Annotated in this window: 13 protein-coding genes; 6 read left to right on the top strand and 7 right to left on the bottom strand. The window is 37.7% G+C overall.

The annotated features are described in order from the left end of the window. From AAC073_RS22465 to AAC073_RS22445, 5 genes are all read right to left on the bottom strand, one after another. Entirely contained in the window at positions 1 to 348 is a 348-nt protein-coding gene (locus AAC073_RS22465; protein ID WP_339926069.1) for a hypothetical protein, read from the bottom strand. 182 nt (positions 349 to 530) lie between these two features. Beyond that, positions 531 to 1,754, bottom strand: a complete 1,224-nt coding sequence (locus AAC073_RS22460; RefSeq protein ID WP_339926068.1) for an NAD(P)/FAD-dependent oxidoreductase — start codon at positions 1,752 to 1,754, stop codon at positions 531 to 533. 21 nt (positions 1,755 to 1,775) lie between these two features. Further along, a complete protein-coding gene (locus AAC073_RS22455; RefSeq protein WP_339926067.1) occupies positions 1,776 to 3,308 on the bottom strand; it encodes a helicase HerA-like domain-containing protein in 1,533 nt (510 codons plus the stop codon). 123 nt (positions 3,309 to 3,431) lie between these two features. After that, positions 3,432 to 3,839 carry a DUF4332 domain-containing protein gene (locus AAC073_RS22450; RefSeq protein ID WP_339926066.1) on the bottom strand — a complete coding sequence of 136 codons (408 nt, stop codon included), beginning with the start codon at positions 3,837 to 3,839 and terminating at the stop codon, positions 3,432 to 3,434. A gap of 31 nt (positions 3,840 to 3,870) precedes the next feature. Next, positions 3,871 to 4,323 (bottom strand): DUF937 domain-containing protein, encoded by a 453-nt coding sequence (locus AAC073_RS22445; RefSeq protein WP_339926065.1) that lies wholly within the window; start codon positions 4,321 to 4,323, stop codon positions 3,871 to 3,873. Positions 4,324 to 5,091: 768 nt separating this feature from the next. Here AAC073_RS22445 and AAC073_RS22440 point away from each other — a divergent pair. Beyond that, positions 5,092 to 5,793: a molecular chaperone DnaJ gene (locus AAC073_RS22440; RefSeq protein ID WP_339926064.1), complete on the top strand. Its 702-nt coding sequence runs from the start codon at positions 5,092 to 5,094 to the stop codon at positions 5,791 to 5,793. Between the two features lie 839 nt (positions 5,794 to 6,632). Here AAC073_RS22440 and AAC073_RS22435 read toward each other — a convergent pair. Next, a complete protein-coding gene (locus AAC073_RS22435; protein ID WP_339926063.1) occupies positions 6,633 to 7,235 on the bottom strand; it encodes a tetratricopeptide repeat protein in 603 nt (200 codons plus the stop codon). A gap of 14 nt (positions 7,236 to 7,249) precedes the next feature. After that, a complete protein-coding gene (locus AAC073_RS22430) occupies positions 7,250 to 8,065 on the bottom strand; it encodes a 2,3,4,5-tetrahydropyridine-2,6-dicarboxylate N-succinyltransferase (protein ID WP_339926062.1) in 816 nt (271 codons plus the stop codon). Between the two features lie 36 nt (positions 8,066 to 8,101). On the opposite strand from AAC073_RS22430, the gene AAC073_RS22425 reads away from it, so the two are divergent. The 5 genes from AAC073_RS22425 (at position 8,102) to AAC073_RS22405 (ending at position 12,699) form a co-directional block, all read left to right on the top strand. Beyond that, positions 8,102 to 9,217 carry a glycosyltransferase gene (locus AAC073_RS22425; protein WP_339926061.1) on the top strand — a complete coding sequence of 372 codons (1,116 nt, stop codon included), beginning with the start codon at positions 8,102 to 8,104 and terminating at the stop codon, positions 9,215 to 9,217. A gap of 264 nt (positions 9,218 to 9,481) precedes the next feature. Then, positions 9,482 to 10,153: a metal-dependent transcriptional regulator gene (locus AAC073_RS22420; RefSeq protein ID WP_339926060.1), complete on the top strand. Its 672-nt coding sequence runs from the start codon at positions 9,482 to 9,484 to the stop codon at positions 10,151 to 10,153. A gap of 165 nt (positions 10,154 to 10,318) precedes the next feature. Continuing rightward, positions 10,319 to 10,768, top strand: coding sequence for a DUF255 domain-containing protein (locus AAC073_RS22415; protein WP_339926059.1), 450 nt, complete (start codon positions 10,319 to 10,321; stop codon positions 10,766 to 10,768). Continuing rightward, positions 10,768 to 12,150: a tRNA uridine-5-carboxymethylaminomethyl(34) synthesis GTPase MnmE gene (gene mnmE / locus AAC073_RS22410; protein ID WP_339926058.1), complete on the top strand. Its 1,383-nt coding sequence runs from the start codon at positions 10,768 to 10,770 to the stop codon at positions 12,148 to 12,150. Before AAC073_RS22415 ends, mnmE begins: the two co-directional genes overlap by 1 nt. An 81-nt stretch (positions 12,151 to 12,231) precedes the next feature. Next, positions 12,232 to 12,699 (top strand): hypothetical protein, encoded by a 468-nt coding sequence (locus tag AAC073_RS22405; RefSeq protein WP_339926057.1) that lies wholly within the window; start codon positions 12,232 to 12,234, stop codon positions 12,697 to 12,699. The last annotated feature ends 207 nt before the right edge of the window (positions 12,700 to 12,906 follow it).

The following is a 12,906-nucleotide window of genomic DNA, read 5'->3' as shown; positions in this document are numbered from 1 at the left end:
TTATCTGTAATTCCTAACTTCTAAAAGAACCGATTGGGTGCATTCCTTAAATTCCTTCACATGAGCATCCATATCATTGACAAAACCATCTTCAGCCAACTTTTTCTTGCCTATAGACAAAATATTGGTAAGCCTTTTTAAACCAAACAGACTTAAAGTAGGCTTTATTTTATGTCTTGCTTGCTTTATGCATTCTAAGTTTTCCTCACCAATGCCTTTGATATAAGCCCCTTCTAATTCTTCAACTGCAATTTCTATGGCATCCAACAATTGGTTTCGGAAAACTAAATCATCTTCTACCATTTCCTCGATTTTTTTAAAATCAATATTAATAAAATTACCTTCCATAATTGTTATTTAGTTGAAACCAATATAGGCAATAGAACTACTACTACGAAATGGAATCCTTACAAAAATTAGTCAATTGTTACTATTTTATACTAAACACAAGATTTTCAGCGGTTTATTTTCTAAGTAGATTGATTTTTGCTAAAGTAATTACATCGATACCATTGAAAAAATATAAAATCCTATTGCCCAGTTAAACTTGACGCATTTCCAGCCAAAAATCCTGTACTCCAGGCTGCTTGAAAATTATACCCTCCAGTGATTCCATCAACATCAATGACCTCACCTGCAAAAAACAATCCTTTAACCAACTTGCTTTCCATCGTATTAGGGTTTATCTCATTAAGTGATACCCCACCAGCAGTAACAAACTCTTCCTTAAAGGTAGTTTTTCCTGAGATTTTTAAAGAAAATCTGAATAAATTTTCAATTAATTTATTGATTTTTTTCTTATTTATAGCCTCCCACTTTAATTCTTGTTCAATTTCTGCTTTCTCAATAAGAAATTCCCACAATCTTCCCGGCAATCCGAAAAGAGGATTTTTGGATATTTTCTTTAATGGATGCGCACCTTTAAAATTTAACAGCTCCGTTCTTAGGCCATCTTCTGTAAAATCGGTTTGCCATTTTATAAGTGCTGTCGCTTCATAATGGTTTTCGTGGAGCCATGCTGCACCAAATGCAGAAAGCTTTAAAACTGCAGGACCACTAATTCCCCAATGGGTAATCAATATCGGGCCAGAATATTGTAACTGACTGCCTTCAAATCGAATATGCCCATCAGGCACACTTAATCCTTTAAGTGAAATGATTTCTGAAGAAGGGGCATTAAAAGTGAAAAGCGATGGAATGGGTGGGTTTATACTGTGCCCAAGCTGATCTACAAGGGTATAGCCCTCTTTTTTTGGTTTTCCTCCTGTGCAGATTACCAACCTATCCACTTCCCAATTGTCATCGGTAGATTGAAGTAAAAACTTACCATGGACCACTTTTACCTCTTGAACACCAAATTGGTAAACCACCTTAACTCCAAAAGATTGAGCCTCTTCTTGTAAAACATTTGCTATACTTGAGGACCTATCACTTACAGGAAATACCCTGCCATCTTGCTCGGTCTTCAATGGTACCCTTCTGCTTTCAAACCAGGAAACAGTATCCTTAGGATTAAAGCTTCGGAAAACCTTTTTCATGAACTTGTTTCCTCGGGGATACCCTTTTAAAAACTCGGAGGTAGAACTGGCACCATTGGTTACATTGCACCTTCCTCCCCCTGAAACCAATACTTTTGACAGCACTTTACTGCTTTTTTCAAATAAATAAACTTCTGCACCATTCTTAGCTGCTTGAATGGCAGCAAAAAAACCGGAGGCACCACCTCCTACTATACCAACCTTTAATTTTCCCACCTTACTGAATCAGCCTCCTATTTATCTTTTTTTATTGGTCAAAGAACCCATAATTCCCCTGGTCAATTCTCTAAAAAATGTTCTTCCAAGTTGTCTGACCATGGTGTTCTTACTTAGGGATTCAAAAAATCCCACCTCTTTAGCAGCTGAAGCTTTTCTTTGACTTTTGGAAGGTGCCTTCATTTCTTCCTTCTCAGGAGCTGCATTGTTAATTTTTTCTTCTAACATCTCGAAAGCACTTTCCCTATTAATCGGCTCATTGTATTTTTTTATCAAGCGGGACTTGCCTACCTGTAAGTCAATTTCTTCAGGACTTAGAATACCCATTCTTGATACTGGAGCCCTCAAAAGGGTATGAACAAGAGGAGTCGGAATTCCTTTTTCATTCAATACCGTCACCAATGCTTCGCCTATCCCCATGGCAGTCAAAATCTCAGCCGTATCATAAAAGGAAGATATGGGGTAATTTTCAGCAGCATTTTTTATGGCTTTACGGTCCTTGGCAGTAAATGCGCGCAAGGAATGTTGCACCTTTAGGCCTAATTGTCCTAAAATCTCGTCTGGAACATCCGTGGGACTCTGGGTGCAAAAAAAGATGCCGACACCTTTAGAACGTATAAGCTTTACGATGGCTTCAATTTTTTCTAAAAGGTCTTTACTGGCATTTGAAAAAACCAAATGTGCTTCATCAATGAATAGACAGAGCTTGGGAGCCTCTTGGTCACCTTGCTCAGGAAATGTCTCGTAAATTTCAGATAGCAAGCTCAACATAAAAGTGCTGAATAGCTTGGGTCTGTTTTGTATGTCTGTCAATCTTATTATAGAAACAACCCCTTTACCGGATTCTTGTCTGACAAAATCTTCTACCTCAAAAGAACGTTCTCCATAAAAATTATCCGCTCCCTGTTGCTCTAATTCAATAATTTTCCTAAGAATGGTATTGACAGAACTAGAGGAAACCGCTCCAAATTCCTTGGTAATTTCTTCTTTTCCTTCATTGATTGTATATTTCAAAATACTCCTAAGATCCATCAAGTCCAGTAATGGAAGATGTTTCATGTCACAGTACTTGAAAACCAAGGACAAGATACCAGACTGGGTATCGTTTAGGTCGAGGATCTGAGCCATCAGTACTGGTCCAAATTCAGATACAGTTGCTTTTAATTTAACTCCTTTTTCATGACTTATAGACATTAATTCCACAGGTAAGCCAGTTGCTTCATAGGGAATACCAATGCTTGCACACCTTTTTTCAATGTGCTCATTGTTGGTTCCTGGGCAAGCCAATCCTGTCAAATCACCTTTGAGGTCCATAAGAACGGAAGGAATTCCTTTCATTGAAAGTTGTTCGGCGATTACTTGAAGGGTTTTGGTTTTGCCAGTCCCTGTAGCACCAGCAATCAAGCCATGCCTGTTTAGGGTTTTAAGAGGAATTTTAACTTGGGCACCATTGAGTGCTATTTTATCCAACATACCTGTTCCCAGGATGAAGGAATCTTTTTTAAAAGTATAACCAAGGTTAATATGCGCTTTGAACTTCTCTAATTGTTCCATCAATTTTGTCGTTAATATAAAAAAACCTTAATGCGATCCAATAAATCACATTAAGGTCTAACCCAAAATGAAGTTTGCACCTTTGGGTGCTACAACACACTATTAGGGCAAAGTTTTCTTGAATTAGTGGGTCACTACAGGATCCAAGCTCTTGGCCTGCGCTATAAAATCCGTCACTTTTGAAAGTGCTGGCACTGCATTGGTTAAATTTTTGGCTTCATTCGTACTCACTAATGCTTGATGTAAGTTTTCCGCATTTCTAGTACGCAATTCCTTGACGGTGTCTACGCCAGCAGCTTTAAGCAGTTCTGCAAATTGACTGGCAATGCCTTTGATTCTAAACAAATCGGCCATGTTCACCCAATCCAAAATTATTTTTTCATCTATACCACTCGCGGCGGCAATCTCTTTACGTCCACTTTTTCCAGCTCCTTTTTCCAGTAAATTCTCAACAGTGATCACTCCTGCTGCAGAAAGCTTTTCTTTATTTACCGGGCCTATTCCCTCAATTTTGCTAATAGAATTTGACATATTGATATAATTAAGTTAAATGAATAAAGTTTTACTTGAACAAACCGCCTAAACCACCTTTAAGTAAGTCTGAAGCCTTGTCTGCTATGGCTTTACCCGATGATTGGCCTAGCATGGAAACCAAATCAGATTTGTCTATGTCTCCACTTTTTGAACTAGAGATAGCGGAAATAACTTTAGGTAATACAAAAGAAGCTATAGACATGGCCATTTCAGGAGAAAGGCCCAATTTAGATGCATAACTACCAGTAAGGTTTCCTAAGATACTTTTAAACATAGGATTGGAAGTCAAACCGCTACCTGTATTAAGCATTCCAAGTATTCCATCAAAATTTCCTCCAGTTGCCTCTTTTGTTAAACTTTCAAACAAACTGTTTTTGGTCGTGCTAACTGCTTCTGAAGCCTTGCTTTGATCCAAGCCAAATTTTTCTGTCAAGCCTGAAATTAATTCTGGTGATAGGTTTTCTAATAATGATGAAATCATATGTATTTTATTTATGTGAATTAGAATTTGAACCTGTAATTTATAAGTTTATTTTGTACTTCAAAAATAAACATGATTTTTGTAAGTCGGTCAGTGGTAAGGCTAAAGATCCTTACGACAAACTTATATAAGAGAGGAACAATTAATATTTTTTTCTTATACAAAAACTGTTCCAGCAACAATTACGCATTCATTCATTAATTAACAGATAGGCTATAAAAATAGCTAATTCAACTAAGATAATTTCTTTCTTCTCAATGACACATCAAACATTTGATTGATGTTTTTTCATTTTATCCCTAGATACCATGATTTTGTATCATAGCACTATAATAGAATATAATTAAGAATAAATCATCGGACAATATCGTATTAAAACAAGCTTAATAGGTAAATAATTATATTATTATTAGCCTTTTAATAATATTTATAAAATATTTACAATAATAACCCATAATTATCATTAAATAATACAATTTAATTCAATGTTTACTTATAAAAAAAATGAAATTCACCTATATTATTTCTTTTTGACCTCATCAAAAGTTACAATTTTTCGGAAAAAAGAATAATAATTAAGGCTATTTTTTTTGAATGAAACAGTAAAAGGTACATGAGCTTATAAATATTTCAGGCTGTATGGGCAGCATTACGCTATTACAAATGCCTGAATCATCTGAATTCTCGTTAAAAAACATTAAAGTTTTACATGAGAATTGAATATTACCTGAAAGGTATTTACTTTGCCATTCAGAAGAAATAATAACAATGAAAAAGAGCACTTATCTATTACTTTTATTGCTACTAGCAGTCTTTGGAATACTAAATCCTGTCAGATCAAGTGCCCAATCAGGCCCAAATTTAGGAGCCACCTCTGCGATGTTGGAAAATGCTTCAGCAGCTATGGATAAGGGAGATTTTGAGAAGGCCAATGGGATATTTAGGAATATCATCAATAGCAACCAACCTATTCCTCCTGATATGCCTTACTTGTTTTCCAGAACCTTGTATGAATTAGGGCAGTACCATAACAGTAATAGTTTTGTGAATAAATACCTCGATCTAAACGGTTTTAAAGGTTCTTATTACAAACAAGCCAAAGCATTACAAACAGATCTGATACAACCATTGGAAGAAATCGCTTCTTGTCAGTATTGTGACGCAAGGGGTTACAGATATGGTACCTGTGAAACCTGCCATGGTGAAGGAAAAACCGAGCAGGCTTGCTCTCTATGTAGAGGCAATGGTGTCATTGGATGTAGTAGATGCGCCGGAGATGGCATGGTGACCAAGAAAAATGTCTTCAATATCATAGAGTACTTTGAATGTGAGCGTTGCTCGGGAAAAGGTAGGCTAACCTGTACTTCTTGTCATGGAACTTTGGTTGAAACAGATACTTGTCCTGTATGCGCAGGATCAGGACATACCCTTACCGAAGAGCTATGCGACCACACAGCGCCTGAAAAATAACCTTTTTTGTTTCTAACGCCATTGATCGTTTTGCTAATTTCAGTAAGTCTGTTATGAGAATTATAAGATTAAAATTGGTATGAATCCAAATTAACTGTCCTACTTACTTTTTTATCAGGGTCTTAGAATTTCATTTAACAATTTAAAATTTATTTTTACCTCGCATTTTCAGTGGGTATTGAAGAATCAGAAAATACAATTTCCACAGGAATAGACCTCTGAAATAGATCATTACTAACTATTGACACTACCTGGGTTTATGACGATGATTCAATCGTATTGAACTGAATTCAATCATTTTAAATAGTAGTTGCTGCAATTTGCTTTAGCTCCTATTACCTGCTCCGAGCTGTGGATAACGGCAAAATTGATAAGTAAGATGGTTACCCTATTGTCTTTAAATGCTGTACCAAGCTAGCTAAGTTAAATGATCGAGTGCATAACAATCATCATTAGGAAATACTTTATAAAGCAGGATAATTAATGTTTTTATAGGTTAAGTTACAGAAAGTATACAGCCGTTCAATTCTATTGAACTGAGTTTAAAGAAATTGAGTAACTGCTATAGACTTAAAGTCAATTAAATTAACCCCTATTCAAAATACTATAAACGAGGAGCTTATCCAAGGCCTTGCTCTAAATTAAAATGAAGACAGCTTAAAAATGGACTTGGTATACTATGAAGGAAAATTCGCTTTCGGGATAAAATACCTTAACAAAAGATCGACTACTGGTCAATAAAAACTTCAATTTTCTGCACCTATAATAGTAGCTCCAAGACACAAAAAAAGGCCTGATTTATTCAGGCCTTTTGGAGAATACTGTTGTGAGCGTAATGCTTATTTACAGTATTTTTTAATTAATTCATTTGCTGGCTGGTAATCATTCTTAACAGCTGCTTTAAAATCCTTACAAGCATTTCCTATTTTGTCAGTGGCTGCATAAAGCATTCCCCTATAATAATAGGCCTGTCCATTGGTTGGGCTCATTTTGATGGCGGTATTGTATTCTCTTAAAGCCTCTTTTACATTGCCTAGCTTGTGCATAGACCTTGCCTTAAGGAAATAGGCCATTGCTGGCGCACCAGAGACGGAAACAGCATTGTCCGCATACATAAGTGCCAGTTCTGGCTTATCGTTATTATGGTACAAATTAGAAAGGCTCAAAAGAATCTGGGTGTTATTAGCATCTTGCTTCAAAGCTTCCTTAAAGCTTTCTTCTGCCTTTTGAAAATCATCCAGCTCTTCATGTGCCCTGCCTTTATTGTACAGTACTTTAACGTTATTAGGCTTGTTTTTCAAGTAGCTGGTGTAAGCCACAATTGCTTCTTGGTACTGCCCATCATTGTAAAACGCATCTCCCTTATTAGAAGAACCGCCACCGCAAGCCACAAATAAAAAGGCTAACAGAAATATGCCAAATAGGTTTTTAATTGAAATCATAAAATAAATTGAAATTAGACTGCTACACTGTTATCTCTGAGGGCATCATTGAGAGAAGTCTTTAAATCAGTTGAAGCTTTTCTTTGACCGATGATCAATGCACAAGGAACTTGGTAGTCTCCTGCCTTAAACTTTTTATTTAAGGTTCCTGGTATAACTACTGATCTTTCAGGAACATAACCCTTGTACTCAATTGGCTCATCGCCAGTAACATCAATGATTTTAGAACTTGCAGTAAGGGTAACACCTGCCCCTATGACAGCCTCTTTACCTATTCTTACTCCTTCTACTATGATAGCCCTGGATCCAATAAAAGCACCATCTTCAATGATAACAGGTGCTGCTTGAATAGGCTCCAAGACGCCTCCTATTCCTACGCCACCACTAAGGTGAACATTCTTACCAATCTGTGCACAAGAGCCAACAGTAGCCCAGGTATCTACCATGGTTCCGCTGTCTACATATGCACCGATGTTTACATAGGAAGGCATCATCACAACACCTCTTGCAAGAAACGCGCCATATCTTGCTACTGCATGAGGAACCACTCTAATTCCCTGCTTAGCATAATTGGTTTTAAGGGCCATTTTATCATGAAACTCAAAAGGTCCTACCTCTATTGTTCTCATTTTTTGGATCGGAAAATACAGGATTACAGCTTTCTTTACCCAATCGTTTACTTTCCAGGATCCATCTTCATTGGGTTCTGCGACCCTAAGTTTACCATTGTCCAGGTCAGCAATCACCGTTTTAATTGCTATTTGAACGTCTTTTTCATTTAATTGCTCCCTGTTGTCCCAGGCTTTTTCAATAATATGCTGTAAATCCATAAATTTAATATTAGCTTAGTTTGATTTTTCGATTTTATGCCTAAAAAAGTCCCCCTCATAATAGCTTCTGTACTCAAACCTTTGGATGATTCCAGAATGCTGTATAAGCTGGGATTTTCAATTCGTGAAACAAATAAATACGACCTTAACATCATAGGGTTTTCAACAAAAAAAACGCCTAAGGTCAAAAATATACGACTTATTGAAATTTTTTCCGGCCCGAGAACGCATCCAGCTCGCTTATTAGTTCCTTTTAAGTTCCTCAAACAGCTTTTTAAAATAAAACCGGCGATCGTCATTGTGACTACTTTTGAGCTGCTGCCAGTAGCCACAATAGGCAAATGGTTGCTTTCCTACCGACTTATCTATGATGTTCAGGAAAACTACGTCAAAAACCTAGTATACAACCAAACATTGCCTCCTTTAGGGCGTATTTTGGGTATATCAATGGTTAAAATTTCAGAAAAGTTCAGTCAACATGCAATTGATCATTACCTATTCGCTGAGCAATGTTACGTTTCTGAAATGCCCGCCATTAATAAACACACAGTAATAGAAAATAAAGCGGCTATTCCTGCCCTTTTTAAGCCTTCTTTCCCACTCTTGAATCCAGGTGCTCCCCACTTTATCATCAGTGGCACCATTACGCCTGTGTATGGGGTTATTCCTGCCATTAATTGGTTCCTGCAACTTAATAAATACCTAAAAAAGTCAAAATTAACAATAGTAGGGCATTGCCCCATGAAGGATTTTGCTGAGGAATTGGCTCAAAATTACGGTGCCATTAAAGGGATAAAACTTGAGCTTTCCCAAAACCCATTGCCTGCAAGTTTCATTCAGGAGAAAATAGAACTAGCAGATGTACTGTTATTGCCCTACCTACAACTGCCAAGTATAAAGGATAAGATCCCTACCAAGCTCTATGAAGGAATTGCCTCACAAAAGGTGATTCTCATGGCCGACAATCCCCTGTGGAAAACCATTGTGGATAAGTATCCCGCAGGAATGTGCATTGATTTTTCAGCCAAAGAGAACGCATTAAACGTGTGGAAAACCCTATTAAATCTTGATTTCTACCAGTTTCCGCCCGATGCAAGTATTGATTGGCAGGTAGAAAGTAAAAAACTTCAACACCTAATTCAAAATATTTAGGGTTTTTCACCTAAGTAAAAAGTCTCAATTGTACTTTTCCAATTCGCCTATTTCAAGCGTATTTTATTTATTATGACAATTTTATTGATCATAAATAACTGTATAATAATGCATTAGCTATTTTTTAGGCAAGTCTAAAATTTTTTATAAACTAATCTAAACTTTGGAAAAAGTTAAGAACACAGTTATCCACAAGTGATTTAGATTGAAATTAAATATTTTTTTAGACAAGTCTAAATTATATATTTGTGAAAATTTCACATTATGATAGGCTTAAGTCCAGCTGAGGAAAATTATTTGCGAACCATTTACGACCTGCTCGCAGAGGGGCTGGACAAGGTATCGACCAATGAGATCGCTGCAGCGGTCCATACCAAGGCAGCATCAGTAAGTGACATGCTCAAGAGGCTCGCGGAAAAAGAGTTGATCGATTACCGCAAGTACTACGGCGTAAGCCTTACAGAAGAAGGCAGAAAAAGAGCGCTTCACATTATTAGAAGGCACCGTTTGTGGGAGGTGTTTTTGGTGGACAAATTAAAATTCAGTTGGGATGAGGTCAGTGCCATCGCAGAAGAACTGGAACATGTGAAGGCTCCCCTGCTGGTCCGTCGTCTGGATGAATACTTGGGATTTCCCAAATTCGATCCACATGGAGATCCGATCCCAGATGAATTTGGAGAATTAAGTAGCAAGCCTAGAATCCTATTACAGGAAGTACCAGTTGGGCAAAGCGGGAAAATCGTTTCTGTTAGCGATAGCAGCGCGGCCTTTTTAAAATACCTGGACAAAGTCGGGATCTATATTGGTGCAAAGGTGCTTGTGCTGGAAAAAACAGATTATGATGGCTCTCAGGAATTGTTCATCGACAACCAAAAAAAAGTTTTCGTCTCCAAAGAAGTCGCAGGCAATATTCAGGTTATGCTCCATCCCTCTTAATCGGATGGAACCGAATTTAACCTTTATAGGTTCTTGTGAATCTTAGCTTGGCAGTTGTTCGTTATATAAGGTTCCTTCATTTAGGAAATTGACAGCTATTTGCATTTTGACCGAATAGTCGATCTAAGAAAAAATAGCTCGAAGAAAAAATTTATTGAGAAAACCATGAAAAAAGTAATAGGATTAATCGTGTTGCTGGTTTTTGTTCAGCAATTGTCCAAAGCCCAGAATTCAATTGAATGGCATAGTTTTGAGGAAGTCATCGAGAAAACGGCAGAGGAACCCAAAATGATACTTGTGGACGTGTACACCGACTGGTGCGGCTGGTGTAAGAAAATGGATAAAAATACTTTTACAGATCCAAAGGTCATCGCCTATGTAAATGAAAATTTTTACGCCGTAAAGCTAAATGCGGAAGACAGGAAAAAGAAGTTTGAATTCAAGGGTAAAGAATATACCGGACAAAAGATGGCTTATTCAATGAAAGTTAATTCTTACCCAAACTTTGTTATTATGGATGCTGCCATGGAAAACATTACCCAACTTCCTGGCTATAGAGAAGCGGATGACTTTGTGAGTTCACTTAAACTTTTACTTGAAAATTTCAATCATTAATGGCACAGCATTTTAGTCAGAAAGAAGACACCATCATTGCCCTGGCCACCCCTCAAGGTGTAGGAGCCATCGCTGTTATTCGGCTTTCCGGCAAGGATGCTCTAAAACTTGCCAACCAGGTTTTTTACGGAAAAGACCTGGAGGAGCAAGAAAGCCATACGATTCATTTTGGCACCATTAGGGATGAAAAGCGGGTGATCGATGAAGTGCTTGTTTCCTTATTCATTGCGCCTAAGTCATTTACCAAAGAAAACGTGGTGGAAATCTCTACCCACGGCTCCTCTTATATTATCAATCAGGTAATAAAATTGCTAGTCAGAAAGGGGGCCCGCCCTGCCCTACCCGGCGAATTTACCCAACGCGCTTTTTTAAATGGACAGTTTGACCTGGCCCAGGCAGAAGCTGTTGCCGATCTAATTCACAGTGATTCCGAAGCCTCTCATCAGGCAGCCATGAACCAAATGCGGGGTGGGTTTTCGGGAGAGATTGCCAGTCTTCGAACAGAGTTGATTCATTTTGCTTCCATGATAGAGTTGGAACTGGACTTTACAGAGGAGGATGTAGAATTTGCCAGTAGAGACGATTTGCGGATTCTTGTAGAAAAATTGCTCCGGGTTGTGGAACAATTGATCAGCAGCTTTGACTTGGGCAATGTCATAAAAAATGGGGTACCCACCGTAATTGCGGGTAAACCAAATGCAGGTAAGTCCACCCTACTCAACGCCTTACTCAAGGAAGAAAAAGCCATTGTATCCGATATCGCTGGCACCACCCGTGACTTTATAGAGGATGAAATCAACATCGGAGGCGTAATTTTCAGGTTTACCGATACGGCTGGGATTAGAGAAACCACTGATGTGCTCGAAGCCATGGGCGTTAGTCGAACGCATGAAAAAATGAAGGCAGCTTCATTGATCCTTTATCTATTTGATCTGGGAGATACAGACATGGTAGAGATCAGCAAAGACATCAATAAACTGGAAAATATGGGTATTCCTTTCCTTAAAGTAGCCAATAAAGTAGATAAGGCCAATCCTTTATTTATCAGTGATTTAAAAAAGGTCTATCCTGACACTATTTTTATTTCTGCAGGAAAGAAAGAAAACCTGGAATCTTTAACTAGCCGGATACTTGAATTGGTAAACCTGGATAAATTCAGAACTGGAAACACCATCGTTACCAATATTCGCCACTACGATTCCCTCACTCGAACCCGTCAATCCCTGCTAGATGTATTAACAGGATTGGACGAAGAAGTTACAAACGATTTTCTGGCCATGGACATCCGACGCTCCTTGTATTTCTTGGGTGAGATCACCGGAGAGATCACCACTGATGACTTGCTTGCGAATATTTTTAGTAAGTTTTGTATTGGGAAGTAACCTTTGAGGTTTATAAAACCTCGAAGGTTTTTAATCATAAATCTAAATGAATAATTCCTCCCTTTTATTAAAAACCCTAAAATGACCGTTGAAGAATTTGGACAATATCTTTCTTCCCAAAGTCCCGGATTAGAAACTAGCAATGGGCTTTATATTCATTATATCAGGGGTTCGATTTCATCTGAATACAGTTTTGAAGGTGAAGAATCGGATTTTAGTTTTTGTTTGTTTACAGAAGAGGAAAGTCTTCACGAATTTATAGACCGATATAAAATTAAAAATCTTTCAGACCTGGAAGAACTTGGCTACAATCACATTTGGATGCGGTATTTAAATGGAGAAGCTGACACGGAGGTTATGCAAATGAAGTTTGAAGAAGGCCCACTTCGATTTCGATTACACAAAATGAAAACCATGATATTCTCTGCCTCCTTACATTTCTATGATGAAGTGTATGTACACCTGACCTTACCGGAAGACTTTATTTCTTATTTTTTCAAGAATAAATCAAAGATTTCTACGGCTATGGCTAATCGGTATCAGTTTTAGGGAAAATTCCCTTGGCCTGATGCTTAAACTCAAAAAAGGTGCTTTCCTTGATCCCAAGGATTTTGACAAGCTTTTAGGTCTATGAGCTTAGCCATTGAATTCACAAATAAATCACCTCTGGAGAAGGTTCTGGTTCAAAAACTAACTGTATCTAGGGTCTGCTGAAAAACTCAGACAATCTAATCTATAAAAACCCAGTCCAGATTC

The sequence above is a fragment of the uncultured Cyclobacterium sp. genome, from assembly GCF_963977555.1.
Lineage (GTDB): Bacteria > Bacteroidota > Bacteroidia > Cytophagales > Cyclobacteriaceae > Cyclobacterium.
This window is presented reverse-complemented; position numbering and strand designations above follow the sequence as displayed.

Excerpts from the sequence above, each read along its gene's own strand:
- AAC073_RS22455 (WP_339926067.1), bottom strand. The coding sequence starts at position 3,308 with ATGGAACAATTAGAGAAGTTCAAAGCGCATATTAACCTTGGTTATACT.
- AAC073_RS22415 (WP_339926059.1), top strand. The coding sequence starts at position 10,319 with ATGAAAAAAGTAATAGGATTAATCGTGTTGCTGGTTTTTGTTCAGCAA.
- AAC073_RS22420 (WP_339926060.1), top strand. The coding sequence starts at position 9,482 with ATGATAGGCTTAAGTCCAGCTGAGGAAAATTATTTGCGAACCATTTAC.
- AAC073_RS22465 (WP_339926069.1), bottom strand. The coding sequence starts at position 348 with ATGGAAGGTAATTTTATTAATATTGATTTTAAAAAAATCGAGGAAATG.
- AAC073_RS22430 (WP_339926062.1), bottom strand. The coding sequence starts at position 8,065 with ATGGATTTACAGCATATTATTGAAAAAGCCTGGGACAACAGGGAGCAA.
- AAC073_RS22445 (WP_339926065.1), bottom strand. The coding sequence starts at position 4,323 with ATGATTTCATCATTATTAGAAAACCTATCACCAGAATTAATTTCAGGC.
- AAC073_RS22440 (WP_339926064.1), top strand. The coding sequence starts at position 5,092 with ATGAAAAAGAGCACTTATCTATTACTTTTATTGCTACTAGCAGTCTTT.
- AAC073_RS22435 (WP_339926063.1), bottom strand. The coding sequence starts at position 7,235 with ATGATTTCAATTAAAAACCTATTTGGCATATTTCTGTTAGCCTTTTTA.
- AAC073_RS22425 (WP_339926061.1), top strand. The coding sequence starts at position 8,102 with ATGCCTAAAAAAGTCCCCCTCATAATAGCTTCTGTACTCAAACCTTTG.
- AAC073_RS22450 (WP_339926066.1), bottom strand. The coding sequence starts at position 3,839 with ATGTCAAATTCTATTAGCAAAATTGAGGGAATAGGCCCGGTAAATAAA.
- AAC073_RS22405 (WP_339926057.1), top strand. The coding sequence starts at position 12,232 with ATGACCGTTGAAGAATTTGGACAATATCTTTCTTCCCAAAGTCCCGGA.
- mnmE (WP_339926058.1), top strand. The coding sequence starts at position 10,768 with ATGGCACAGCATTTTAGTCAGAAAGAAGACACCATCATTGCCCTGGCC.